This window comes from Streptomyces sp. NRRL S-1813, from assembly GCF_000719605.1.
Lineage (GTDB): Bacteria > Actinomycetota > Actinomycetes > Streptomycetales > Streptomycetaceae > Streptomyces > Streptomyces decoyicus.
The window spans coordinates 290,515-312,453 of sequence record NZ_JOHB01000002.1 but is presented as its reverse complement, the minus strand read 5'-3'; the positions used below and the strand labels follow the sequence as shown (position 1 = coordinate 312,453).

Sequence of the window (21,939 nt, the reverse complement as noted above, 5' to 3'; positions counted from 1 at the left end):
GGCACGACGCCATGCTCACCCTCACCCCGCCCCCGCACACCGTCCCGCGTCCGGCCGCCCGCCCCGGCCGCATCCCCTGTGCGGGCGCCGCCCCACAGCCCCAGCGGCGCGCGACGGTCGCTCTGCCCGCCGAGGAGGCATGGGTGGGCAGCGTCCGCCATTACGCCTCCGCGGTGATCACCCAGTGGCGCCTGTCCGACGAGGACCTGGACGCTGCGGTACTTGTCGTCGGAGAACTGGCCGCCAATGCGGCACGGCATGGATGCAGCGAGATGACCCTGCACCTCGCGCTCGACCACGGCCTGCTTCGCATCGTCGTTGACGACCACGGAAGGCCCTGTTCCCACCGGAAACCTCCCCGTGATGACGATCCGGACGAACACGGCCGCGGCATGGACATCGTCGGGCTGCTGGCGACCCGGGTGGAGACCCTGCGACGCGACAGCGGCCGGCGCGTCGAGGCAACACTGGCCGTCGAGCACGCTCGCGTGAGCGAGACCTCCCATGACGGCTGAAGCACGTCCTTGCGCCCCTGGACCGTAGGTCGCCCGGGGACACTCAACCCCCTTCCGCAGCCGGCGAGTTCACCTCACCCTCACCAGGCGGCAACGTTCACCCGGGCCGGATGCGGCGTGGCCCCACCGGGCCCGGCCCCGGACGTGGGCCGTTTGCGTCACACCCCAGGACACGCGGCGAGCGTGCTTGCCGACCACCCCGGCGCTGCCTACCTTGCACAGGAAATAAATCCAACTTCTATGCGGTATCGACTTGTCGGGCTGAGGAGGCGGCGTCGATGGGGCGTACCGTGCGCGGTTTCCGGCTGCGGACCGTCACGGTGGCGCTCCTGCTGGCAGCCGCGTCGGCCGGGTGCGGCGAACCTACGTCATCGGGCCGGACCGTGATCAACTGGCACACCTTCCCCGACGTCTCCGGCGCACTCCGGCAGACCGCTGCCAACTGCAGCCGGGCGTCCCACGGCCGCTATGTGATCGCCTACCACGAGCTGCCACGCACTGCCGACGGCCAGCGCGCGCAGCTGGTGCGCAGACTGGCCGCACACGACTCCGCGCTGGACATCCTCGGCCTCGACGTGACGTGGGCACCGGAGTTCGCCGAAGCCGGGTGGGTGCTGCCGTGGTCCGGCAGGGCGCGGCGGCAGGCCGTCCAGGACACCCTGCCGGCCGCGGTGCGCACCGGGACCTGGCGGGGCAAGCTGTACGCCGTACCGGCCAGCTCCAACGTCCAGTTACTGTGGTACCGCACGGACCTGGTGCGCAAGCCTCCGGCGACGTGGGCGCAGATGCTCGCGATGGCCCACCGCCTCGCGCAGCAGCACAAACCCCACTACGTGGAGGTCCAGGGAGCCCAGTACGAGGGTCTGACCGTGTGGTTCAACACGCTGGTGACAAGTGCCGGCGGCTCCGTGCTCACACCCAGCGCGAATGCGCCTGCTCTCGGCGCCGCGGCGCTGACCGCCGTCCGCATCATGCACGACCTCGCGACCTCCCCCGCAGCCGATCCATCCCTCGCCAACCAGCTGGAGGATCACAACCGGCTCGCCATGGAGAACGGCACCGCCGCCTTCGAGCTCAACTGGCCCTATGTGTATCCGGCGATGAAGGCCGACAACCCGTCGCTGTTCCGGCGGTTCAGGTGGGCGCCCTACCCGAGGGTGTCCCCGGGACGGCCCGCCCATCCGACGATCGGCGGCAGCGACCTTGCCGTCAGCTCCTTTTCGCCGCACCCGCAAGCCGCCTTCCAGGCGGCGCTCTGCCTGCGCAGTCGCTCGAACCAGAAGATCGCCGCGGTCAAGGGCGGTCTGCCCCCCTCGTTGCGCAGTCTGTACCACGACCCGGCGGTCGTCGCCGGATTTCCGTTCGCCGCCGAGGTACTGACCGCCCTGGAGTCGGCCGGTCTGCGACCGCAGACGCCCTTCTACCAGAACGTCTCGATCGCGATCTCCCACACTCTCTCACCCCCGGCCGCCATCAACCCGTCCAGTGCGGTCCGCCGTCTGAGGTCCCAGATCTCCGACGCCCTGCATTCCAGGGGGCTGATCCCGTGAGCGGCCCCCGGCAGGGGCACCCCCGGGGCGGACGCTCGGTGAGAGCCCGGCAGGAGGAGCGGCTGGCCTGGCTCCTGTGCGCCCCCGCGGTACTCGTCATGCTCAGCGTGGCGGCCTATCCCGTCGGCTATGCCGTGTACCTGTCGCTGCAACGCTACGACCTGCGGTTCCCGGCGCTGGCACACTTCGTCGGTCTCAGTAATTACGCGGCGGTGCTCTCCTCCCCCTTCTGGTGGCAGGCCCTGTCGGTGACCGCTCTGGTCACCTTCGTCTCCGTCTCGGTCGAGCTTGTCCTGGGCATGCTGCTGGCTCTGGTCATGTACCGAACGCTCGTGGGCCGCAACGCGGTGCGCACCCTGGCCCTGATCCCGTACGGCATCGTCACCGTGGTCGCGGCGTTCTCATGGCAGTACGCCTGGACCCCCGGCACCGGGTATCTGGCCAATCTGCTGCCGGCAGGCAGCGCGCCACTGACCGACCACTGGCAGTCCCTTGCGCTGATCATCCTGGCGGAGGTGTGGAAGACCACCCCGTTCGTGGCCTTGCTGTTGCTGACCGGGCTCGCCCTGGTGCCGGAGGACTTGCTGCGGGCCGCCCTGGTCGACGGTGCCACCGCCTGGCAGCGCTTCTTCATGATCACGCTTCCGCTGCTGAAGCCGGCCATCTTGGTGGCCCTGTTGTTCCGCACCTTGGACACCTTCCGGATCTTCGACAACATCTACGTACTGACATCGGGCGCGAACCGCACAGGCTCGGTGTCGACCCTCGGCTACGACAATCTCTTCACGGCGCTCAACCTCGGCATCGGGGCGGCGATCTCGGTGCTCGTCTTCCTCTGTGTCGCACTCATCGTCTTCGCCTCCCTTGCGCTCTTCGGCAGCGCCGCACCCGGCACGGAGGCATCACGTCGATGACTGCCGCCGGACGTGGCCGCATCGTCGGTTGGAGCGCCGCGAACCTCGTCGTCCTGCTCTACGCGCTGACCCCGGTGGGGTGGCTGGTCTCGCTCTCCTTCAAGGACCCGAGCACGCTCTCGGACGGCTCGTTCATCCCGACGAAGTGGTCGCTCGCCAATTACCGCGGCATCTTCGCGACCGCCGCATTCACTCGCGCGCTCATCAACTCGATCGGCATCGCACTGATCACCACCGTGATCGCGGTCGCGCTGGGCAGCATGGCCGCATACGCCGTGGCGAGACTGCGCTTCGCCGGCAAACGGCTGCTCCTCGGGTCCTCGCTCCTGGTGGCGATGTTCCCTCAGATCTCGCTGGTCTCGCCGTTGTTCAATGTCGAGCGGCTGCTCGGGCTCTTCGACACCTGGCCGGGACTGGTCCTCCCTTACATGACCTTCTCGCTGCCCCTCGCGATCTACACGCTCTCGGCATTCTTCCGCGAGATCCCCCAAGACCTGGAGGAAGCCGCGAAGGTCGACGGCGCCACCGCCGTCCAGGTGCTCCGCCTCGTGATCGCCCCACTGGCGGTCCCCGGAATCGTCGCCACGTCCGTCCTCGTCTTCATCCTCGCGTGGAACGACTTCCTCTTCGCCATCTCGCTGACCGCCACCACCCGCGCCCAAACCGTTCCCGCCGCCATCGCGTTCTTCACAGGCAGCTCGGTGTTCCAACAGCCCACCGGTTCGATCAGCGCCGCGGCCGTGGTGATCACCATCCCGGTCCTCGTCTTCGTGGCGCTCTCCCAGCGACGCGTCATTTCCGGACTCACGGCCGGGGCGGTCAAGGGCTGACCAAGCTGCAAGGTCGTGGACGCAAGAAGCGAACAGGAGGACGAAGCCGTGCAGTCCCCGAGGTCTGAGCTGATGGACCTGATGGCGAGCAGGCCCGCGACGGAGAGCAATTCTCTGCGAGGTGCTCGGCGCGGTCTGTGGCGGTCGGCAGGCCCGAGGGGCCTTGGCTCGCGGCGCCTTGTCGCGCTTGTCGCCGCGCCAAAGCGCCGCGGCGACGGTGATCCGCTGGGCACCCGGACAGGCCCGACCCGCTGTGGACAACGTATGGACGCGCTGGGCCCTCCGGCAGTCACGGCTTGATGGTCAACACCTGATCCACCGATCGTCGCGGGGTGCTGGGCCCCCGTGGCCCGTACCCCAGACGGAGGATCATGTGCACATAGCCGGTGCCGGACTGCGGGTCGCGCAGGATCCATCGCAGGTCCGGCCATTCGACAGGCTGCGTCGCGAAGGAGCTGGCAAGCCCCTGGAGGGTGGCCAGGAGCAGGACACGCTCCAATGCCTGGCCGGCGCGTAGCCAGTCGGCCGGGGTGTCGCCCATGGTGCTGAGCACTGCCAGTTGGGGGCGTTTCTCGAAGTCGGCGTAGGCGCGGTCGGGCACGGTGCCCCGGCCGGCGAAATCCCTGACGGGCGTCGAGCCGGTGCGTTTCCGGGGTCCGAAGGCGTAGTCCGGGATGCCGTCGTCGACGGCTGGTTCGGCAGCGGCGTCGTGGGTCCAGCGGCGCTGTTCGGCGTCGCGGCCCTCGTCCATCCGGTTGTAGCCCTCGGCATGCATGATCAGGTCCAGCACGGTCTCGCGGTGCGGGGTGGTGAGGAAGCTCAGCTGTGCCCCTTCACTGGCCGCGGCTTCGGAGAGCACGGCGCGGACGTTTTCCGGGATCTGGCGTTCCGTGAAGGGGGAGCGGCTGGTGTGGCGGTTGCGGATGGCGGGATGGAGGCCGGGTAGGGACTCGTCCAGGTACGCATGAGGGTCGTCCAGCCGCATGGCGGCCAGCAGCGCCGGGGCGTGCGGGTCAGGGAAGAGGGTCGTTGATGTGCGATGGCCGACGTGAGTTGCAGCCACTCGCAGGTTCAGCAGGGCGGCTCCGCAGCCCAGGTGCAGGCCTCGGGTCGTGGGGTCGGCGTGCGGCATCGCGCGCTCGAGGTCGGCGGAGAGGGTGAACGTACGGCTGCCGCGTGCGTAGCTGAAGTGCCAGGGCTGGGCGTTGTGCATGGACGGCGCGGTGACGGCGTCCGCGACGAGGGTCTTCACCAGCGTGTCGTCGAGGGTCTGGGTGAACACGGGGGCCTCCCGGACGGGGCGGACGGTGGATCGGTGGGCCTCTTCAGCGTGGTGGGGCCGCTCCGGACGCGTCAGGGGCCATAGGTCCCTCGCCTCAGGCCACTCGGGCCTTTCGGGCCTGCCGGTCGGCCGATGGGGCCGAGTGGCTCATGCCGGGAGAGCCCCTGCTCCGGCCACGCTGGAGAGGTGGGGGCCATGCGCGTCGTCCGCCACGGTGAAAGGAGCCGGAGATGGAGCACCGCACGATAGGTGAGCTCATGTCGAGGCAGGTCGTGAGCGTTCAGCTCGATACGCCGTTCAAGGACGTCGCGCAGATCCTCGCCGACAACGCGGTGAGTGCCGTACCGGTACTCGACAGCCTCGGCAGGCCGGCCGGGATCGTCTCGGAGGCCGATCTGCTGCGGAAGGCGGCTGACCAGTCCGATCTCTCCGGCAGGACGCCGTTGCCCCACCTCGAGGCGTGGCAGCGGGCCCGGGCCGAGGGCCGCACCGCCGGCGAACTCATGTCCGCTCCGGCGGTCTGCGCTCATCCGGAATGGACCGTGGTGGAGGCGGCACGGCTGATGGAGGTGCAGAACGTGAAGCGTCTGCCGGTAGTCAATGAGACGGAGATGCTGCTGGGCATCGTCAGCCGCAGCGATCTGCTGCGCGTCTTCCTCCGCCAGGACAAGGCGATCCAGGAGGAGATCTCACGGGAGGTCATCGGGCGCACCGCCCGTCTCGGCGCAGCGGGCGTGACCGCCGACGTCATTCAAGGGCAGGTGGCACTGCACGGCTCCGTGGATGAGCCTCTCCTCACCCCCGTTCTCGTACGCATGTGCGCCAGCGTCGATGGCGTCGTCTCGGTCTCCGAAGACCTGAAGCCGGCCATGGCCGCCGGCTCGGCAGAAGGGAGCGGAGCACACTCATGAAGGACGTCATCACGGTCGGTCTGGACGGCACTCTCCAGTCCCTGTCCGCGGCGCTGTGGGCGGCGCGGGAGGCGGAGCTGCGCAAGGCGCGGCTGCGGCTTCTGCACGCCTGGATCCTGCTCGGCCCGGAGCCAGCCGGCGCAGCGTCTGAGGAAGCGGAAGAGAACTACTGGCCGCACCGGATCACCGATGAGGCTCAGGCAGCAGTGACGTCGTCCCACCCGGACCTTCCTGTGGACGTGAGCCTGGTGCGCGGAGACCCGTTCGACGCCCTGGCCCAGGCGGCTGAACAGTCGGACCTGCTGGTTCTCGGCTCGCGAGGTCTGGGCGCCGCCGCGCGCTTCACCCTGGGCGAGATCGGTCTGGAACTGGTGACCCGCACCGCCGTCCCGACGGTTCTTGTCCGTGCCCAGCAGGACACCCCGGCCCGTATCGGAAGCGGCAATGTGACGGTCGGCGTCAGTCTGCACGCCGCCTGCGACGGGCTGCTGGCGTTCGCGTTCGAAACCGCCGGCCGTCGGGCCGTCATGCTGCGCGCCGTACACGGCAGACACCTGTCTGCTTACGCCTACAACCGCGGCGGAGGCGTGGACCGGACCGCTGCCGAGGAATCGGCTCAGATCGCACGGGACGAGTTGGCTGCGGCATTGCGCCCGTGGAGGGCGAAGTTCCCGGACGTGCACGTCGACGAGCAGGTGATATTGGAGAGTCCGGCGCCGGCACTTCTGCACGGCACCCCGAACGCAGAATTGCTGATTGTCGGCCGTCGGCACCGGGGCCGTCTGTTGCCCCCTCGCATCGGCCACGTCGTACAGGCAGCAGTGCACCACGCCCCGTGTCCGGTAGCGATCGTCCCCCACGACTGATCCCCTGGCACTGCACGCTGCGGTTCCAGGGGGGATGCGCTGGCGTGTGGGGCCTATTCGCCTTGTGGACAGCGTCGGATACTCATCCACGTACCAGTACGTGCTCTCCGGAACGGGGAACTACTGCGGTCCATCCCAACGCGTCGTCGATGCGGTCCCTGAGGGCGGCCGCCGCGTCGGGCTCGCCGTGCACGAGATAGGTGACCCGCGGCGGTGATGCTGTACGCAGCCAGTCCAGAAGCTGCCGCCGGTCGGCGTGGGCGGAGAAGTGCGGCACGTCGGCGACTTCGGCGCGCACCGGTACGTACTCGCCGAACATCTTCAGGGCGCGTGCCCCGTCGACCAGGTCCCGGGAGCGGGTCCCCTGGGCCGCGAACCCGACGATCACCACGGCATTGCGCGGATCCGGCAGTCGTTTACGCAGGTGGTGCAGGACGCGGCCGCCGGTGGCCTCCACCAGTACCCGGGCGTGGTCGCTCTCGACGAGGAATTTGCTGCCCGTGACCGTGCCGACCCCGCCGAGAAACGTCAGCAATGCCGGTCGCAACCGAGGGGGCGGAGCAACGGGTGGCGGGGCAGCGGCATCCATGGCGAAACCTCCTGCCGCTGAGGGCACGGTGCATCGCCTTCAACGGTCACCCGCTCGGCGGCTGGGCAGATGGGGCCGATGCACCCCGCGTGGGGGCCGACCGGCCCATGCGCCGGGCATGCGCTCCGCCCGAGGCTGGGCATGAAGGCAACTCACCTGTCTCGTGCATGGAGATGCGCATCATGAAGGCACTCGTCTATCACGGGCCCGGACAGTCCTCCTGGGACCAGGTCCCGAATCCTGGCATCAAGGATGCGGGCGACGCCGTCGTCCGCGTCGACGCCGTCACCATCTGCGGTACGGACCTGCACATTCTCAAAGGGGATGTGCCCGACGTGGCGCCAGGTACGGTGCTGGGGCACGAGGCCGTCGGCGAGATCGTGGAGATCGGCGATGACGTACGGAGCGTCCGCCCCGGTGACCGGGTGCTGGTGTCGTGCATCTGTGCCTGCGGGCGCTGCCGCTTCTGCAAGGAGGCGCGGTACGGCCAGTGCCGGGGAGGCGGCGGCTGGATTCTCGGGCACCTGATCGACGGGGCCCAGGCCGAGTACGTACGTGTCCCGTTCGCCGACCTCTCCGTCCATCCACTGCCGCATTCCGTGGCGAGCAACGACGCGGTCATGCTGGCCGACATCTTCCCCACGGCTTATGAGGTGGGGGTCTTGAACGGAGCCGTCCGGCCGGGAGACACCGTCGCCGTGATCGGTGCGGGACCCATAGGGCTGGCTGCCATCGTCACGGCGCGGCTCCTCACCCCCGCCCGGATCATCGCCGTCGACCTGGCCGAGTCCCGTCTACAGGCGGCTCGCCGGCTGGGAGCGGACGCGATCGTAGAGGCCTCGGAGGCGCCCGAAGACCTGATTTCGGACCTCACCGACGGGTTCGGCGCCGATGTCGCCATCGAGGCGGTAGGGGTGGCGGAGAGCTTCGAGCTGTGCACCCGCGTCGTACGCTCCGGCGGCCATGTCGCCAATATCGGCGTCCACGGCAAGCCGGCGATGCTGCACCTCGAAGATCTGTGGATCAGGGACGTGACGATCACGACCGGGCTCGTGGACACCTGCACGACCCCCGTGCTGCTGCGGATGGCGTCAGCTGGACGGCTCGACCTGTCGTCACTGGTTACCCACACCTTCCCCCTCGACCGTATGGAAGAGGCCTACGACATCTTCTCCGACCCGGCCGACAGCGGCACGCTCAAGGTCGTCCTGAACAGGCCCGCCCCATGACGGGCCCGGCCGCGGCCCCTGGGCGAACCCCACGGCCGGAACGCCGCTGACACCGCTGACACCGCTCGACGAAGGGATGTGTACGTGATGACGAACAAGGAGCCCGACCCCCGCTCGGCGCCGGTCCGGACCCGCAGTGACCTTGGGCGGCGCGCCGCGCTGCGCCGGCAGCAGTTGGGGCTGACCCGCGAGGAGGTCGCGGCACGTGCCGCTGCCTCGCCCGGCTTTCTCCAGTACGTGGAGGAAAGCGCTGCCGAGCCTGGCATCGGATTCATGCTGCGCCTTGCCAGTGCGCTGGATACGACGGTGGCCGAGCTAGTAGGAGGGACGATGGAGCTGCCGGCCGGCTTCGGTAAGGCCGCGGCGCATCCCGAGGTACTCGTGCTCAGCCCGGCCGAGTGCCGGGAACAGCTCTCCACCCACGGCGTCGGCAGGATTGCGGTGACCATTGACGATGTACCCGCGGTCTTCCCCGTGAACTACACCGTCGCCGACGAGTTGATCGCCTACCGCACCGCTCCGGAAGCCGGCCCCGCCGCGGCGGCCGGCCAGGAGGTCGCGCTGGAGGTCGATCACATCGATGACGCCTTCAGCCAGGGCTGGAGCGTCCTGGTCGTGGGGCGCGCCCATGTGGTCACCAATTCCTACGAGTCCCGTCGGCTGGAGGAACACGCGCACACCGGCCCTTGGGTGGGCGACGGCCGTCACCAGTGGATCGCCGTCCACCCGAGGCGGATCACCGGTCGGCGCATTCGTGTCATGGGCTCGCATGCGCCATCGACAACCACCTCGTGATGACGAGGAGTTGAGAACTGGGGACACCACCACGACACGTCCGACGGTGCACTCGGCCTCCGACGGTGCACTCGCGGACGCGTCCGCGAGTGCACTCGCGCCGTTCACACCGACTGCGGCACGACCGCCACGGGGCACTCCGCGTGGTGCAGAGCCGTGTGTGCCACACGCCCCAGTTGGAGCCCCAGGTGGCTGTCACGGCGTTGTGCGCCGATCACCAGGAGATCCGCGGCGGCGGAGCGTTGCATCAGCACCTTGTGGGCCGGGCCCTCGACCGTGGCACGGCGTACCCGCACCGTCGGATACTCACCGACCGCCTCCTCCAGTGCCTCGTCCACCGCGGCCGATGCCCGGCCCTCGTGGTAGCGCTCCGGATCTCCGGCGAGCAGCGGGTGGTCGGTGGTCTCGTGCGCGGGGCAGCGCCAGGCGCGGACGGCATCGAGGGTGCAGCCACGGGCTGCTGCTTCCCGGAAGGCGAACCGGACGGCTTCCGAGCCTTTGGCGGAGTCGCCGACGCCGAGCAGGACGCGCTCATGTGTCCCGGCGAGCCCCGCCTTGTCTCCACGTACGACGATCACGGGGCAACGGGCCCGGCCTGCGACGGCCAGTCCGACCGATCCCAGCAACAGGCCGGTGAAGGCGCCGCGGCCGCGCGAGCCGACGATCACCGCGTACGCATGGTCGGATTCACGCAGCAGCACGGATTCCGGGTCGTCCCCCAGGACCTGTGTGGAGACGTTGACGTCCGCGTTGCGCAGGTTGGCACGTTCGACCGCGGCCCCGACGATGTTGTCGGCGAGTACTTCCCCGGCAGGGCGCTTCAAGCTCAGCCCGAGCGCCGCGTCCTCGTAACGCTCCCATCGGGAGGCGTACACCAGACGCAGCGGCACTTCATGGAGGGCAGCCTCATCCACCGCCCAGTCGAGCGCCAGGAAGCTCGCATCCGATCCGTCCACACCGACGACCAGGGGGCGCACCATCGTCCCCACCACCTTTCCCACATCAGCGAAGAAGCCCTTTCCGTCAGCCTTGCCTCGTCAGTCATCGGGGAGCAGGGCCGGATGGAGTCGGTCGGTTGGGTCGCTCGGCTCTCCTTGAAGCGGCCGTCGGGGCACTCAGTGTCCCGGGCATGTGAGGGGTGCGTCGCCTGGCTTCCTTCACGAGGGGGCCGGCATGGAGCTTGCTCCGGGCCCGTACATATCGACGAGACGAAGTCGCGTGGCCTGGAGACGGCGTGCGACCACATCGAGGACGCGACGGGTCACTGCCAGTCCGAGGACCGGATCCGCCTCACACAGGGCACGCACCGCCGTCGCATCGAACTCGTACGCCCGGACGGGGGTGAATGCCTCCGCGCCCATGCGCCAGGTGTACGGCGGCACCACCCATGACCAGCCCACCAGGTCGCCATGGCCCAGCATGTCGACAACCGTCCGTCCCCCGCTCGATAGCTGGACGTCGAGATTCACCGAACCGGTGCGGATGATCCAGAACCGGTCGGCGAGCCCGCGTTCCTCAAAGATCCGCGTCCCTGCCGGAAACGACACCTCATGGGCGAGCCGCATCAGGCGTTCGCGCCCGTCGACTGGAAGTGCATTGAGCAATGGCGTGGTGGTCATGACAGCTTCTCCCGGATCTCCGCCGGCGACGTGCGACAACCGGCTTTGCGCAAACCGGACACCACCAGAGTGCGCACGCGGTCGGTGTTCGGTGCAGGGGCTGTTCGGCGCGCTGTGGTGGGCCGAACAGCCCCAGGGCAGGGGAGCTCACCGGGGCGGGAGGCCGCCACCTCGGCCGACGGGAGCCGCTCGGAAAAATCTGCTCTGGACTCGCATCGCCAGATAGCCCCAGCACACAGAGGCAACGCCGAGGGCCAGATCGGGCCAGGCCAACGGCTCGGTTCCGAGCAGTGACCGCAAGGATGGCAGGAGAATGCCGGCCACCTGAAGAGCCAGGGCAGCCGCCACCGCAGCCAGCAGGAAGGGATTGGCAAGGCTGCGCGGGCGGCTGCGCGACCCGAGGGCCACGCCGAGCTGCGTCGCCCCGAGCACGAGGAAGACCAGGGACTGCCAGGGGCGTCCGGTCTGCTGTGCCCAGACGCCCACTGCCAGGGTGCCCACCGTGACCACAACCCCCATCGCGAGGATGCGAGGCCATAGCCCTGCCCCGAGAACACTCTGCTCAGGAGGGCGCGCCGGACGCCGCATGATGCCTGACTCGACCGGCTCGGCCCCCAGGGCCACTCCGGGCAGCCCATGAGTGAGCAGGTTGATCCACAGGATCTGTGCGGGGAGCAGGGGCAGCGCCAGGCCCATGAACGGTCCGATCAGCATGACGAGGATTTCCGCGGTCCCGCCGGCCAAGGCGTACAGCAGGTAGCGACGGACGTTGGCGTAGATACGGCGGCCTTCTTCCACGGCCGACACGACGGTGGCAAGGTTGTCATCGGCAAGGACGAGGTCCGCTGCCTGGCGCGCCACTTCGGTTCCACGCCGCCCCATGGCCACGCCGATGTCGGCCTGACGCAGGGCGGGTCCGTCGTTGACGCCGTCCCCCGTCATGGCCACCACATGCCCGGCGGCATGCCACGCCCGGATGATGTCCAGCTTCTGTTCCGGGCTGGTACGTGCATATACCCGAGAGCCGGTCATCGGCCCGCTGCTCCCCTCACGAAGACGTTCCCCGGTGGTGACCTGGTCGGTGCCGGCCACGATGCCCAGACGCCGCGCGATGGCGGTGGCGGTGGCGGTGGCGGTCAAGGGGTGGTCTCCCGTGATGAGGAGCGGCGTGATGCCTGCCGCACGGCAGGTGGCGAGGGTGGCTCGGGACGCTTCACGGGGAGGATCGAGAATGCCGATGAGGCCGAGGAGGGACAGTTGCGACTCCCAGCGCTCCCGTGGTGCGTCCTGCTCCGGTAGGTCGGCGGAGGCGATGGCGAGTACGCGGTAGCCCTCGGCCGACCACTCGTCGGCAAGCGCCACGGCACTCTCGCGCAGTGCCGCGCCGGTGCTGAGTACCTCAGGCCGCAGCACGGCCTCGGGAGCGCCCTTGCAGACGACCCGCGAGCCACCGGCCGGTAGGCGGTGGATGGTCGCCATGCGCTTTCGGCGTCGGTCGAAGGGGATGAAAAATCACCCGCCTGGTCTCAGTGGTCACGTCCCCGTACGACGACAACGGGGCACAGCGCGTGCTGGGTGCAGTGCTGGCTGACCGATCCCAGGAGCGCCCCGCTGAACCCGCCATGTCCCCGGCTGCCGACGACCAGCAGGGAGGCGTCCCGGGCCGCTTCGAGCAGCACCGCAGCGGCCGTTCCGTACGCCACGGTTGCTTCGACCCGCGAAGCCTCGCCCGTTTTCACGACCTCTCTGATGGCGTCGTCGAGTGCCTGGCCCGCCCACACCTTCATGTCCCCCGCAAGTTCCTGCGGCGCATCGAGCCAGCCGATCGAGCCATAGAGCGGCGGGTACTCCCATGCGATCACCGCGTTGACGGTGTCATCGGTCAGCTCCGCATGGCGCACCGCCCAGCGCAAGGCGTCTTTGGACGATTCCGATCCATCGACTCCGACGACGATGCGGCCGCTTTCCTTCGGCTGGCTGCTCATGGCTACCTCCGCGATACGACATCCGGCCGGCACTCCCGGCACCGCCGTGCACGCTCGTGCTCCAGCTTCCGACGCGGTGCGCCACCGCGCATGGGGACGCCGGTCCTCAGCCTTTCCCCCATCCGCCCCAAGGCCGAACGGCCCGCCGTTGGGCCGTTGAGCCCCTGTTATCCCTCCGTCGCCGGCCGCACGATGGCATCGGCCTGACACCCCTCCTCCCCTCAGGCGGTGAGCCGAATGGCCGCTCCCCTGGTCGCAGGCACCGACGGTTCCGCTGACGCCCTGCGCGCCGTGGACTGGGCCACCGATGAGGCCGCCCTGCGCGGATGCCCGTTGCGCCTGGTGTACGCCTCACTGTGGGCACGCTACGAGGTGCCGGCACTCCCCGGCGGCGGCTCACCACGGGCCCGGCGCGCCAGCGCCGCCAGGAGCATTGCCGCCGCCGCCGAAGAGCGGGCGCGAGCACGACGCCCGGAGGTGGCGGTGACGGCCGAGGTCTGCGGCGAGGACCCGGTGTACGCACTGCTCGATGCGAGCGACGGTGCCGCCGCGCTCATTGTCGGCAGCCGGGGGCACGGCCTCTCCGGAGTCATCCTCGGATCCGTGAGTCTGCCGGTCGCAGCGCGTGCCCACTGCCCGGTCGTCGTGGTGCGTGGCGGTGAACCAGCCGCCACGGGCGAACGGTGGGTCGTGCTCGGGCTCGGAGCACCGGGCACCACGACCGCGGCCGTCGATTTCTCCTTCACGGAGGCGGCGCTGCGCGGCTGTGGGGTCGAGGTGGTGCACGCCTGGACGCGTCCGCGCCAGGAAAGCGCCACCGTGCGCGTCGGAGAGTTCGACGAGACCCGGCTTTTCCATGAGCAACAGGCGAAGCGGTGGGTGGATGAGGCTCTCGCACGGCCCACGGCCATGCATCCTGATGTGCCCGTGCGTCGCATTGTCGTCGAGAGCCGTGCGCGGCCGGCGCTCTTGCAAGCCGCTGCCCACGCAGATCTGCTGGTCGTGGGAGCACGACGGCGAAGCGTCGCGCTCGCGCTGCAGCTCGGACTCGTCAACCACGCGATGCTGCACTACGCGCAGTGCAGCATCGCGATCGTTCCCGCCGAAGGAAGTGCCGACTGACCACCCTCACACGTAACGCCGTGGCCGGGCAGGCGCACACAACGGCGAGGAGGACTGCCCACTTCTCGCGGGCCCCGATTGCGCGGTGCGCGGTTTCGCTCCGCTGCTCCGCGTCTCCCTGTCCTCCTCGTCACTTTCAGTAAAGCTCACACGCCCGCCCTGCACGAGATCCGGTCGGGCCTTGTCCATAGGCCGACCGGCCCTCCTTTCGGGCGAGGACCATCCGGCCCCGTCCCGGGCGCTTCGCCCCATACTCGGCCGCCCCTCTCCGTGGCACGGTCGGAACACGGGATCGGCGCGCGCAGAGGAGTGAGGACCGTGAAGGCACACATCGGTGACCAGCTCGTGGTCGAGAGTCCGACCACGGGGGCCACTCGGCGGGACGGAGAAATCATCGGACTGCACCACGAGGACGGCACTCCGCCCTACGACGTGCGCTGGTCGGACACCGACCATGTATCGGTCGTCTTTCCTGGGCCCGACGCGCACATCCGGCATCTTGAGCACCCTCCAGGGGCTGCCATGTCCGGTCCCGACCGGACGACGAAGGCCGGCAGGAGGGAAGCCGACACCGCTTGAGGCCTGCCGTTCACTGGAAGGCCGACTGGACGTCCCGTTCCGTCGCTCGATGGGACACCAGGAGAACTTCGTCGCCGGGGCGCAGTCGCATGTCCGGTTCGGGGGCGGTGGGTTGCCCGTCGCGCACCACCGTGGCGATGACGGTCCCGTTCGGCAGCATGACGTCCGACAGCGCAGCGCCCGCCGTAGGGTGACATCGTTGTGGGCGGCCGCCAGGACCTGCGCGATCTGCGCTCCCAGGCGGCCCGCGCCGGCGATGAGCGCTCTCTCGTTCCCCCACTCCTTGTTCGAGCACGCCCGAGTGAGCGGCGGCACGTCAGCGCACCACGTGTCCCTCGGCAGGGCCCGCTCGGCCCATGGGATTGCTCCTGGGCTGCCGCGATGCTGGGAACGAGAGCGTTCGCACCCGTAGCCCTGTCTGCGCGGAGGTACGTCATGGGCGGCTCTGTTGTCGTAGGACTTGACGGAACCGGGAACAGCGTTCCGGCCTTGCGCTGGGGCGCCGCAGAGGCAGCGGCCCGACGGCTGCCGCTTCACCTTCTGCATTCCTGGATGTCCCAGCCACAGAACATCCCGATTGCTCAGGAGGCCGCCAATAAGAAGCGTTACGGGGCCGAGGTGCTCGGCAAAGCCGAAGCGATGGCGCTCGAGCTGCATCCGGGAATTTCGGTGACGACCGAGCAGGTCTCGGAGCCGGCAGTGGACGCGTTGGTGGACCGCAGCGGCCAGGCCGCGCTGATGGTTCTCGGATCGCGTGGGCACGGCGCAATCGCCGGTTTCCTGCTCGGCTCGGTCAGTCTGAACGTCCTGGGTCACGCGAAGTGCCCAGTGATCACCGTGCGCGAGGAGGAGACCGCCGCCTACAGGCGGCCCGAGATTGTGGTCGGCGTGCAGGATCCGGGCACACAGGGTGAGGTGGTGCTGAACTTCGCGTTCGCGGCCGCCGATGCCCACCATGCGCGTGTGCGCGCCGTACGGGCCTGGGAGCCTCTTGCGACTTTGGGAGTCGTGCCCACTGCACCCACGTCGAGCGGGCAAGAGTCCGCAGTCGGTGAAGAGAAGCTGCTGGCTGACGCCCTGGTGCCCTGGCGGGCGAAGTTCCCCGATGTGGATGTCATCGAACAGGTGGAGCGAGGCAGAGTTGCACCGGTGCTGCTGGGAGCATGCTCGCAGGCAGGCCTGCTGGTCGTCGGGCGTCGCATGCATCGCTCACCGATGCTTCTCGGTCCGGCCGTCTTCGCCGTTCTGCACCATGCCGGCTGCCCGGTCGCAGTCGTGCCGCGGAGCTGAGCTCCCCCGCCCTGGCGGTCAAGAACGCCCGTCCGGATGGGGAACGGTGACGATCGGACAGTGTGCGTGGTGCAACGCTCCCTGGCTCACCGAGCCGAGGAGCATGCCGGGGAATCCGCCCAGCCCCCGGGTTCCGGTGACCAGTGCGAGGGCGTGCCGTGACTCCCGGACGAGCACTTCCACCGGGTGACCGGTCATCACCTCATGGTGCAGGGCGACGTCCGGATGGGATTCCTTCCGTCCGGCGACCGCTTCGTAGAGCATTTCGCGGCACTCACGCAGAGCCGCCTCCTCGTCGAGAACGCCGAGCAACGGCCGTTGCCACACCGACACCGCGCGCAGCCGGGCGCGCCTCAGCTCCGCTTCCTCGAATGCGAAGTCCACGGCGGCTTGCGCGGCCGTACTGCCGTCAACACCGACCATGAGAAACGGCTCTTCCTCAAGCGCATGCTCCCATTCCCGTACGACAACCACGGGACAACGAGCGTGAGCCATCACGGGAAGGGCCACAGCGGTGGAGGTGAAGAGCTCCTGCCGGGCCGAGAGAAAGCGGGTTCCGAGCACGATCATCGACGCGTCCTTGCCTTGCTCACGCAGCACCCACGAGGGTTCGCCCTCGGCCAGCAGGCCGCTTCCTGGATCGCCCGGTCGCGCCGCAGGAAGAGCTGCACGAGGTCCCGGCGGCTGATCACACCGATGAGACGGCCCGAGTCGTCAACCACGGGCAGCCGTTTGACCTTTTTCTCTTCCATCATCCTGGCCGCCCGCACCACGCTCCACTCGGAGCGCGCCACCACAGCGGGGCTGGTCATGATCGCTTCGGCGGTGGTCCGTCCGAGCTTGTCGGTCTGCCGGCGCAGCAGATCGACTTCGGAAACGACTCCCAACGGCCGCTCGTCCTCGTCGATGACCGGCACGGCGGTGATGTCGTACTCCTCGAGGAGGTGCGCAATCTCCCTGAACGGGGTGCCCGGCTGGACCACGACGGCGTTGGGTGTCATCAGATCGGCAACGCTGCGATGCCTCATCTCGGGCCGGTCCTTCCGGGATATGTCTGTCCGGGGTTCATGGACTCCCGGGCAGGGAGCCCTGTGCTGCCGAGCCTGCCGGTCACCGAAGCTCCTGGGTAGGGCCGGGTGGGGCCGCACCGGGCCTGGTGGGCCCCAACGCCCTCAGGTGCGCGCGACGGTGAGGTCGAGGAAGTGTGTGGAGCAGGAGATGCACGGATCGTGGTTGCGGATCACCCGTTCGCACAGGGCGGTCAGCTCGGTGTCGGTGGGGTGGGTGCCGGCGCCGAGACGTTCTTGCACCGAGCGGTGCAGGTCCTGCTCGATCGCGGCCTGGTTCTGGGCCGTGGGCGGGACCAGGGCGGCCTCGGTGACGGTGCCGTCGGTGTCGAGGGTGTAGCGGTGGTAGAGGAGGCCGCGAGGTGCCTCTGTCGCGCCGTGGCCGGTGCCCGCCCGTGCGGGTACGTCGACGTACGGGCGCGCTGGGGCTCGTAGTCATCGATCAGGCGCAGTGCCTCGCCGACCGCGTACAGCACCTCGATGGCACGGACGATGATGCTGCGGAAAGGGTTACGGCACACCGTTCCCTCGCGCGGGTCTCCGAGTCCGGCCTCCCGTGCGGTCCGGAGCACGTCAGGGGGCAGCCAGCGGCCGCTGATGGCATACCGAGCGAGTGCTCCGGTGAGATGACGGTGCCCGTCGAGCGTGGAGTGCAGGGCGGTGGAGTGCGGCACCTGGGTCTCGATGACGTGGTCGGGAAAGGTACGCAGCGGGAAGGTACGGGTGGGGAGCGCACGGTCGCTGTCCGCGGGCAGTCCTGCGGCGCTCGGGGCGGCCATCGCGGTGGGGGTCCCGGAGGCGATGGCGTAGGTGACCGGTTCGGCGAGCGCGAGAAGTTCGGTGTCGATCCCGGCGTCGGGGAAGTCGAAGCCGGCGACCCAGCGTACGGTCGCCTCGGCGTCGTCCCGGGCACGCTTGAGCCGTTCCGCCAGGGGCCGCAGTTCCGATCTGGTGGGTACGCGGTGGAAGCCGCCGATGCGGACGTTGATGGGGTGGATGGCGCGGCCGCCGAGCAGTTCCATGATGGCGTTGCCGGTCTGCTTGAGCCGGAGCCCTTGCTCGACGTGCGTGCGGTGGGTGCGGGCGAGGTCGATGACGCTGTCGGCGCCGAGGAAGTCCGGGGCGTGCAGCATGTAGACGTGCAGGGTCTGGCTCTCGATCCATTCGCCGCAGTAGAGCAGCCGGCGCAGCGCGGCCAGTTGCCCGTCCACGACGATGCCGCAGGCGTCCTCGATCGCGCGGCAGGCGCTCATCTGGTAGGCGACCGGGCAGATGCCGCACACCCGGGAGGTGATGTCGGGCGGTTCGGTGTAGGAGCGTCCGCGCAGGAATGCCTCGAAGAACCGCGGGGGTTCATAGATCTTCAGCCGCGCCTCGGCCACCTCACCGTCCTGGAGCCGCAGATGCAACGCTCCCTCACCCTCGACCCGGGCAAGGGATGCCACCCGCAGCACCTTCGCTTCATGGTGGGTCACCCCGGCAGTTCCTTCCGTGCAGCCGCCTCGAATTCCGGGGCGGCGGTGTTGAACGTGCGCAGCAGCCGCACCACTTCCAGGGTGTCCATGCCGTCGCGGCGCAGCAGCGGAATGAAGGCAGGGAAGTGGGTCGAGTTCGACGGGCCGAAGCAGCCGTAGCAGCCCCGCCCGTACGCGGGGCACAGCGCGCCGCACCCGGCGTGCGTGACCGGGCCCAGGCAGGGGGTGCCGTGCGCGACGGTCACACAGACGGTGCCGCGCCTCTTGCACTCGAAGCACACGCTGTGCGCGGGAACATCGGGCGTACGGCCGGCCAGGTAGGCGGTGATGACCTCGATGAGCTGGCCGCGGTCGATGGGGCAGCCGCGCAGTTCGAAGTCGACAGGGACGTGGGCGCTGATGGGGGTCGAGGTGGCGAGGGTGTCGATGTAGTCCGGCCGGGCGTAGACCGCGGCCTGGAACTCCGTCACGTCGGCGTAGTTGCGCAGTGCCTGGACGCCGCCTGCGGTGGCGCAGGCTCCGATGGTGACCAGGCGGCGTGAGGCAGCGCGGATTTGCTGGATCCGCTCGGCGTCCTGTGCGGTCGTGACCGAGCCTTCGACCAGTGACAGTTCGTACGGCCCCGGGCCGGGCGCGCTGGACGCCTCCAGGAAGTGGGTGATCTCCACCCGCTCAGCGATGCCCAGGAGTTCGTCCTCGCAGTCGAGCAGGGTGAGCTGGCAGCCGTCGCAGGAGGCGAACTTCCACACGGCGAGCTGCGGACGCCGGCCGGTCATGGCTTTCATGTCACAACTCCCTTACAGAGAGGAGTGGTTCGGCTCGGGTCCAGGGGACGACCGGGCCGTCGCGGCACAGCAGCAGCGGGCCGAGCTGGCAGTGGCCGCAGTGTCCGGTGCCGCAGTGCATGGTGCGTTCCAGGGAGACCCGGATCCGTTCCGGGGCGAGCCCGCGGTGGGCGAGGTCGCGGGCGGCGGCCCGGATCATCACCTCGGGGCCGCAGAGGAACGCCGCCGCATTATCCGGGTCGAATGCGGCCCGGTCGAGGAGGGCGGTCACCACTCCCACGTCCCCGTGCCATCTGTCGTCGGGGCGGTCGACGGTGACCCGGACACGGGCACCGGCCGCCCGCCAGCCCTCGATGTCCTGGGCGCAGAGCAGGTCGCCGGGAGCGCGGGCGCCGATAAGAACGTTCAGCCGCCCATAGCGCTGGAGCACAGCAAGCGCCTCGTCGACCAGCGGCCGCAGGGGCGCCAGGCCCAGGCCGCCGGTCACGACCAGCAGGTCCCGCCCGGCAGCCGCGGACAGATCCCAGCCGGTGCCGAAGGGGCCGCGTACGCCCACGGTCGCGCCGGGCCGCAGGCCGTGCAGAGCGCCGGAGACCGCCCCGACCGCGCGGACGGTGTGTGTGAGCCGGCTCCCTTCGATGCGGCTCAGCGACAGCGGGATATCGCCGACGCCGAAGGCGTACACCATCGCGAACTGCCCTGGGACGAAAGGCGGCAATGCCGATGCCACGGGTTCGAGGACGATCTCAGCGGTGTCAGAAGTCTCGTCCGTGCGTCCCCTCACTCGGTAGGGGAACGGGGCCAGGGCAGGGCGGGCGGCCGTCAAGGCGCTTCGCCACCGGCCGCGGCGGCCGTGCGGCCAGGCGGGCCGTACAGATCCAGCAAGCGGGTACGGGCAGCCCGCAGCCGTCGCCCGATCGCCACAGCAGCCACGCACCGGGTCACTGCCAGACCGAAGGCGGGATCCTCGTCGATCGCGGCACGGACCGGGTACGCGTCGAACTCGTACGCCTCCACGGCGCGTCTGGTCTGTGCTCCCAGGTGCCATCGGTAGGGCTCGAACAGCCAGGACCAGCCCAGCAGTTCCCCCTCCCCCAGGGTCTCGACAACCGTGGTGCCCCGGCCCGGCTCGTGCACGTCGAGGGCGACCAGCCCGGAGCGGATGATCCAGAAACGGTCGGCCGCACCGCCCTCCTCGAAGATGCGGACGCCGGCGAGGAGGGAGACTTCACTGGCGAAACCGAGCAGCTGGTCACGGTGTTCGGACGACAGAGCGCTGAGAAATCCGTGTCCTTCCGCCGTCATGAAGGCGCCTCGCCCTGCGCCGCTCCTGCCGCGCGCTCCTCGTTCAGGGCATGGGCCTCCTCGGTGATGTCGATGCCGACCGGGCACCACACGATGCACCGTCCGCAGCCGACACAGCCCGAGCTGCCGAACTGGTCGTACCAGGTACCGAGTTTGTGGGTGGCCCACTGCCGGTAGCGGCTGTGGCCGGAGGCGCGCACCGGCCCGCCGGGCAGATGGGAGAACTCCAGGTCGAAGCAGGACTCCCAGCGCCGCCACCGCTCGGCGTGGTCCCCGGTCAGGTCGGTGACGTCCTCGGCGGTGGTGCAGAAGCAGGTGGGGCACGCCATGGTGCAGTTGCCGCAGGTCAGGCAACGCGAGGCGACATCGTTCCAGCGCTCCGCCTGCAGGGTGTCGCGCATCAGCAGCCGCAGATCCACCTCCGGCATGGTGCGGCCCATCCGGTCGGCTGCCTCGGCGACCCGTTCCCGGGCAGTGGTCTCGGTCGCACCGTCGGTGGGCCTGCGCGGTAGCTCGGCCAGTACGGCCGCGCCCTCCTCGCTGCCGGCCCGTGCCCAGAAACGGTGGCCACCGGCGTCGACAACCTCGGTGAGCGCCAGGTCGTAGCCGGGTTCCGCGGCGGGTCCGGCGCCCATGGACGTGCAGAAGCAGGTCGCTCCCGGCTCCGTGCACTCCACCGCAACCAGGAAGGCCCGTTCGCGACGGGCCCGGTATCGGCTGTCCGTGTGCGGCCCGCCGGACAGCACCCGGTCCTGTACCGCGATGGCCCGCAGATCGCACGGGCGCACCCCGAGGAACGCGTACGACGACGGCGGGGTGTCGTCCTCGGTCACCGTCATCGCGCCGTCGGCCCCGCGGTCGGCGGTCCACTGCCGCTCCCGCTGCGGGTGCAGGTACGTCTTCCAGGACTGCGGGCCCGCGCTGTGCGCGAATGCCGCGCCGTCGTCGCGGGGGCGCAGCCGGTAGTGTCCGGCCTCCAGCTCGACGCCCCAGCCGTAGGGCAGTTCGTCGCCGCCGGCGATCTCGGCCAGCACGATCGCACCATCGCGCACGGTGGGGCCGATGACCGTACGGCCCCCCGCGGCAAGCACGCGGATCAGCGCGTCCAGCCCGTCCGTGCCGATCACCGCGGTGCTGCGGTCCCCTGGCATCGCTCACCTTCCGTTGCGGATCATGCCGACGCGGCCAGTATGTGCCGACATGTCCCCCAGGGCTGACCGCCGGTCCTTGA

The 21,939-nt window shown here is 69.6% G+C and carries 22 protein-coding genes and 3 pseudogenes; 11 read left to right on the top strand and 14 right to left on the bottom strand.

The window, feature by feature from the left end; genetic code table 11:
- The first annotated feature begins 11 nt into the window (after window positions 1–11).
- The 4 genes from IF67_RS38810 (at window position 12) to IF67_RS0106075 (ending at window position 3,809) form a co-directional block, all read left to right on the top strand.
- Window positions 12–515, top strand: coding sequence for an ATP-binding protein (locus IF67_RS38810; protein ID WP_078889289.1), 504 nt, complete (start codon window positions 12–14; stop codon window positions 513–515).
- Between the two features lie 278 nt (window positions 516–793).
- Window positions 794–2,065: an ABC transporter substrate-binding protein gene (locus tag IF67_RS0106085; RefSeq protein ID WP_199812685.1), complete on the top strand. Its 1,272-nt coding sequence runs from the start codon at window positions 794–796 to the stop codon at window positions 2,063–2,065.
- Window positions 2,062–2,979, top strand: coding sequence for a carbohydrate ABC transporter permease (locus tag IF67_RS0106080; protein ID WP_037838855.1), 918 nt, complete (start codon window positions 2,062–2,064; stop codon window positions 2,977–2,979). Before IF67_RS0106085 ends, IF67_RS0106080 begins: the two co-directional genes overlap by 4 nt.
- Complete coding sequence (locus IF67_RS0106075) at window positions 2,976–3,809, top strand: carbohydrate ABC transporter permease (protein WP_030982892.1); 834 nt, start codon at window positions 2,976–2,978, stop codon at window positions 3,807–3,809. The genes IF67_RS0106080 and IF67_RS0106075 overlap by 4 nt, the downstream gene beginning before the upstream one ends.
- A 289-nt stretch (window positions 3,810–4,098) precedes the next feature.
- Here the strand turns inward: IF67_RS0106075 and IF67_RS0106070 are convergent, their stop codons facing one another.
- Window positions 4,099–5,091: an Acg family FMN-binding oxidoreductase gene (locus tag IF67_RS0106070; protein WP_051817637.1), complete on the bottom strand. Its 993-nt coding sequence runs from the start codon at window positions 5,089–5,091 to the stop codon at window positions 4,099–4,101.
- 230 nt (window positions 5,092–5,321) lie between these two features.
- On the opposite strand from IF67_RS0106070, the gene IF67_RS0106065 reads away from it, so the two are divergent.
- Both IF67_RS0106065 and IF67_RS0106060 read left to right on the top strand, forming a co-directional pair.
- The gene (locus IF67_RS0106065) at window positions 5,322–6,002 is read left to right on the top strand and encodes a CBS domain-containing protein (RefSeq protein WP_030982889.1); all 681 of its coding nucleotides are present in this window, start codon (window positions 5,322–5,324) and stop codon (window positions 6,000–6,002) included.
- The gene (locus tag IF67_RS0106060) at window positions 5,999–6,868 is read left to right on the top strand and encodes a universal stress protein (RefSeq protein WP_030982887.1); all 870 of its coding nucleotides are present in this window, start codon (window positions 5,999–6,001) and stop codon (window positions 6,866–6,868) included. The genes IF67_RS0106065 and IF67_RS0106060 overlap by 4 nt, the downstream gene beginning before the upstream one ends.
- Window positions 6,869–6,950: 82 nt before the next feature.
- Here the strand turns inward: IF67_RS0106060 and IF67_RS0106055 are convergent, their stop codons facing one another.
- Window positions 6,951–7,403, bottom strand: coding sequence for an MBL fold metallo-hydrolase RNA specificity domain-containing protein (locus tag IF67_RS0106055; RefSeq protein WP_030982885.1), 453 nt, complete (start codon window positions 7,401–7,403; stop codon window positions 6,951–6,953).
- Window positions 7,404–7,639: 236 nt separating this feature from the next.
- On the opposite strand from IF67_RS0106055, the gene IF67_RS0106050 reads away from it, so the two are divergent.
- Both IF67_RS0106050 and IF67_RS0106045 read left to right on the top strand, forming a co-directional pair.
- On the top strand, window positions 7,640–8,686 hold the full coding sequence (locus IF67_RS0106050) for a zinc-dependent alcohol dehydrogenase family protein (RefSeq protein WP_030982883.1): 1,047 nt from the start codon (window positions 7,640–7,642) through the stop codon (window positions 8,684–8,686).
- An 87-nt stretch (window positions 8,687–8,773) separates the two neighbouring features.
- A complete protein-coding gene (locus IF67_RS0106045; RefSeq protein ID WP_030982881.1) occupies window positions 8,774–9,481 on the top strand; it encodes a helix-turn-helix domain-containing protein in 708 nt (235 codons plus the stop codon).
- Window positions 9,482–9,585: 104 nt separating this feature from the next.
- Here IF67_RS0106045 and IF67_RS0106040 read toward each other — a convergent pair whose 3' ends face one another.
- The 4 genes from IF67_RS0106040 to IF67_RS0106025 all read right to left on the bottom strand — a co-directional run bounded on the left by IF67_RS0106040 (window position 9,586) and on the right by IF67_RS0106025 (window position 13,085).
- Complete coding sequence (locus tag IF67_RS0106040) at window positions 9,586–10,461, bottom strand: universal stress protein (RefSeq protein ID WP_030982878.1); 876 nt, start codon at window positions 10,459–10,461, stop codon at window positions 9,586–9,588.
- A 177-nt stretch (window positions 10,462–10,638) separates the two neighbouring features.
- On the bottom strand, window positions 10,639–11,100 hold the full coding sequence (locus IF67_RS0106035) for a Crp/Fnr family transcriptional regulator (RefSeq protein ID WP_030982877.1): 462 nt from the start codon (window positions 11,098–11,100) through the stop codon (window positions 10,639–10,641).
- Between the two features lie 147 nt (window positions 11,101–11,247).
- A complete protein-coding gene (locus IF67_RS0106030; RefSeq protein WP_267959179.1) occupies window positions 11,248–12,606 on the bottom strand; it encodes an HAD-IC family P-type ATPase in 1,359 nt (452 codons plus the stop codon).
- A 20-nt stretch (window positions 12,607–12,626) separates the two neighbouring features.
- A complete protein-coding gene (locus tag IF67_RS0106025; protein ID WP_030982874.1) occupies window positions 12,627–13,085 on the bottom strand; it encodes a universal stress protein in 459 nt (152 codons plus the stop codon).
- 237 nt (window positions 13,086–13,322) lie between these two features.
- On the opposite strand from IF67_RS0106025, the gene IF67_RS0106020 reads away from it, so the two are divergent.
- Together IF67_RS0106020 and IF67_RS0106015 are read left to right on the top strand one after the other, a co-directional pair.
- Window positions 13,323–14,207, top strand: a complete 885-nt coding sequence (locus tag IF67_RS0106020) for a universal stress protein (RefSeq protein WP_030982871.1) — start codon at window positions 13,323–13,325, stop codon at window positions 14,205–14,207.
- A gap of 318 nt (window positions 14,208–14,525) precedes the next feature.
- Window positions 14,526–14,756: pseudogene (locus IF67_RS0106015) on the top strand (DUF1918 domain-containing protein); the annotation flags it as partial.
- Between the two features lie 40 nt (window positions 14,757–14,796).
- Here IF67_RS0106015 and IF67_RS41155 read toward each other — a convergent pair.
- Window positions 14,797–14,946 (bottom strand): TrkA C-terminal domain-containing protein, encoded by a 150-nt coding sequence (locus tag IF67_RS41155; RefSeq protein WP_078889286.1) that lies wholly within the window; start codon window positions 14,944–14,946, stop codon window positions 14,797–14,799.
- Window positions 14,947–15,167: 221 nt separating this feature from the next.
- Here IF67_RS41155 and IF67_RS0106005 point away from each other — a divergent pair, with 221 nt between their 5' ends.
- The gene (locus tag IF67_RS0106005; RefSeq protein WP_324608869.1) at window positions 15,168–16,076 is read left to right on the top strand and encodes a universal stress protein; all 909 of its coding nucleotides are present in this window, start codon (window positions 15,168–15,170) and stop codon (window positions 16,074–16,076) included.
- 18 nt (window positions 16,077–16,094) lie between these two features.
- On the opposite strand, the gene IF67_RS0106000 is transcribed toward IF67_RS0106005, so the two are convergent.
- From IF67_RS0106000 to IF67_RS0105970, 7 genes and pseudogenes are all read right to left on the bottom strand, one after another.
- A complete protein-coding gene (locus tag IF67_RS0106000; RefSeq protein WP_051817635.1) occupies window positions 16,095–16,646 on the bottom strand; it encodes a universal stress protein in 552 nt (183 codons plus the stop codon).
- Between the two features lie 62 nt (window positions 16,647–16,708).
- Window positions 16,709–17,104: pseudogene (locus IF67_RS0105995) on the bottom strand (CBS domain-containing protein); the annotation flags it as partial.
- A gap of 144 nt (window positions 17,105–17,248) precedes the next feature.
- Window positions 17,249–18,618: pseudogene (locus IF67_RS38805) on the bottom strand (Ni/Fe hydrogenase subunit alpha).
- On the bottom strand, window positions 18,615–19,403 hold the full coding sequence (locus IF67_RS0105985) for an oxidoreductase (RefSeq protein ID WP_037838853.1): 789 nt from the start codon (window positions 19,401–19,403) through the stop codon (window positions 18,615–18,617). Before IF67_RS0105985 ends, IF67_RS38805 begins: the two are co-directional and overlap by 4 nt.
- A gap of 1 nt (window position 19,404) precedes the next feature.
- Window positions 19,405–20,133 (bottom strand): FAD/NAD(P)-binding protein, encoded by a 729-nt coding sequence (locus tag IF67_RS0105980; RefSeq protein ID WP_234340988.1) that lies wholly within the window; start codon window positions 20,131–20,133, stop codon window positions 19,405–19,407.
- 92 nt (window positions 20,134–20,225) lie between these two features.
- Window positions 20,226–20,708, bottom strand: coding sequence for a cyclic nucleotide-binding domain-containing protein (locus tag IF67_RS0105975; RefSeq protein WP_030982857.1), 483 nt, complete (start codon window positions 20,706–20,708; stop codon window positions 20,226–20,228).
- A complete protein-coding gene (locus IF67_RS0105970; protein WP_030982855.1) occupies window positions 20,705–21,859 on the bottom strand; it encodes a 4Fe-4S dicluster domain-containing protein in 1,155 nt (384 codons plus the stop codon). Before IF67_RS0105970 ends, IF67_RS0105975 begins: the two co-directional genes overlap by 4 nt.
- Between the last annotated feature and the right edge of the window lie 80 nt (window positions 21,860–21,939).

Coding starts and splice junctions, on each gene's coding strand:
- IF67_RS38810 (WP_078889289.1), top strand. CDS start 12: ATGCTCACCCTCACCCCGCCCCCGCACACCGTCCCGCGTCCGGCCGCC.
- IF67_RS0106085 (WP_199812685.1), top strand. CDS start 794: ATGGGGCGTACCGTGCGCGGTTTCCGGCTGCGGACCGTCACGGTGGCG.
- IF67_RS0106075 (WP_030982892.1), top strand. CDS start 2,976: ATGACTGCCGCCGGACGTGGCCGCATCGTCGGTTGGAGCGCCGCGAAC.
- IF67_RS0106065 (WP_030982889.1), top strand. CDS start 5,322: ATGGAGCACCGCACGATAGGTGAGCTCATGTCGAGGCAGGTCGTGAGC.
- IF67_RS0106060 (WP_030982887.1), top strand. CDS start 5,999: ATGAAGGACGTCATCACGGTCGGTCTGGACGGCACTCTCCAGTCCCTG.
- IF67_RS0106050 (WP_030982883.1), top strand. CDS start 7,640: ATGAAGGCACTCGTCTATCACGGGCCCGGACAGTCCTCCTGGGACCAG.
- IF67_RS0106045 (WP_030982881.1), top strand. CDS start 8,774: ATGACGAACAAGGAGCCCGACCCCCGCTCGGCGCCGGTCCGGACCCGC.
- IF67_RS0106040 (WP_030982878.1), bottom strand. CDS start 10,461: ATGGTGCGCCCCCTGGTCGTCGGTGTGGACGGATCGGATGCGAGCTTC.
- IF67_RS0106035 (WP_030982877.1), bottom strand. CDS start 11,100: ATGACCACCACGCCATTGCTCAATGCACTTCCAGTCGACGGGCGCGAA.
- IF67_RS0106025 (WP_030982874.1), bottom strand. CDS start 13,085: ATGAGCAGCCAGCCGAAGGAAAGCGGCCGCATCGTCGTCGGAGTCGAT.
- IF67_RS0106020 (WP_030982871.1), top strand. CDS start 13,323: ATGGCCGCTCCCCTGGTCGCAGGCACCGACGGTTCCGCTGACGCCCTG.
- IF67_RS41155 (WP_078889286.1), bottom strand. CDS start 14,946: ATGCTGCCGAACGGGACCGTCATCGCCACGGTGGTGCGCGACGGGCAA.
- IF67_RS0106005 (WP_324608869.1), top strand. CDS start 15,168: ATGCTGGGAACGAGAGCGTTCGCACCCGTAGCCCTGTCTGCGCGGAGG.
- IF67_RS0106000 (WP_051817635.1), bottom strand. CDS start 16,646: ATGATCGTGCTCGGAACCCGCTTTCTCTCGGCCCGGCAGGAGCTCTTC.
- IF67_RS0105985 (WP_037838853.1), bottom strand. CDS start 19,403: ATGAAAGCCATGACCGGCCGGCGTCCGCAGCTCGCCGTGTGGAAGTTC.
- IF67_RS0105975 (WP_030982857.1), bottom strand. CDS start 20,708: ATGACGGCGGAAGGACACGGATTTCTCAGCGCTCTGTCGTCCGAACAC.
- IF67_RS0105970 (WP_030982855.1), bottom strand. CDS start 21,859: ATGCCAGGGGACCGCAGCACCGCGGTGATCGGCACGGACGGGCTGGAC.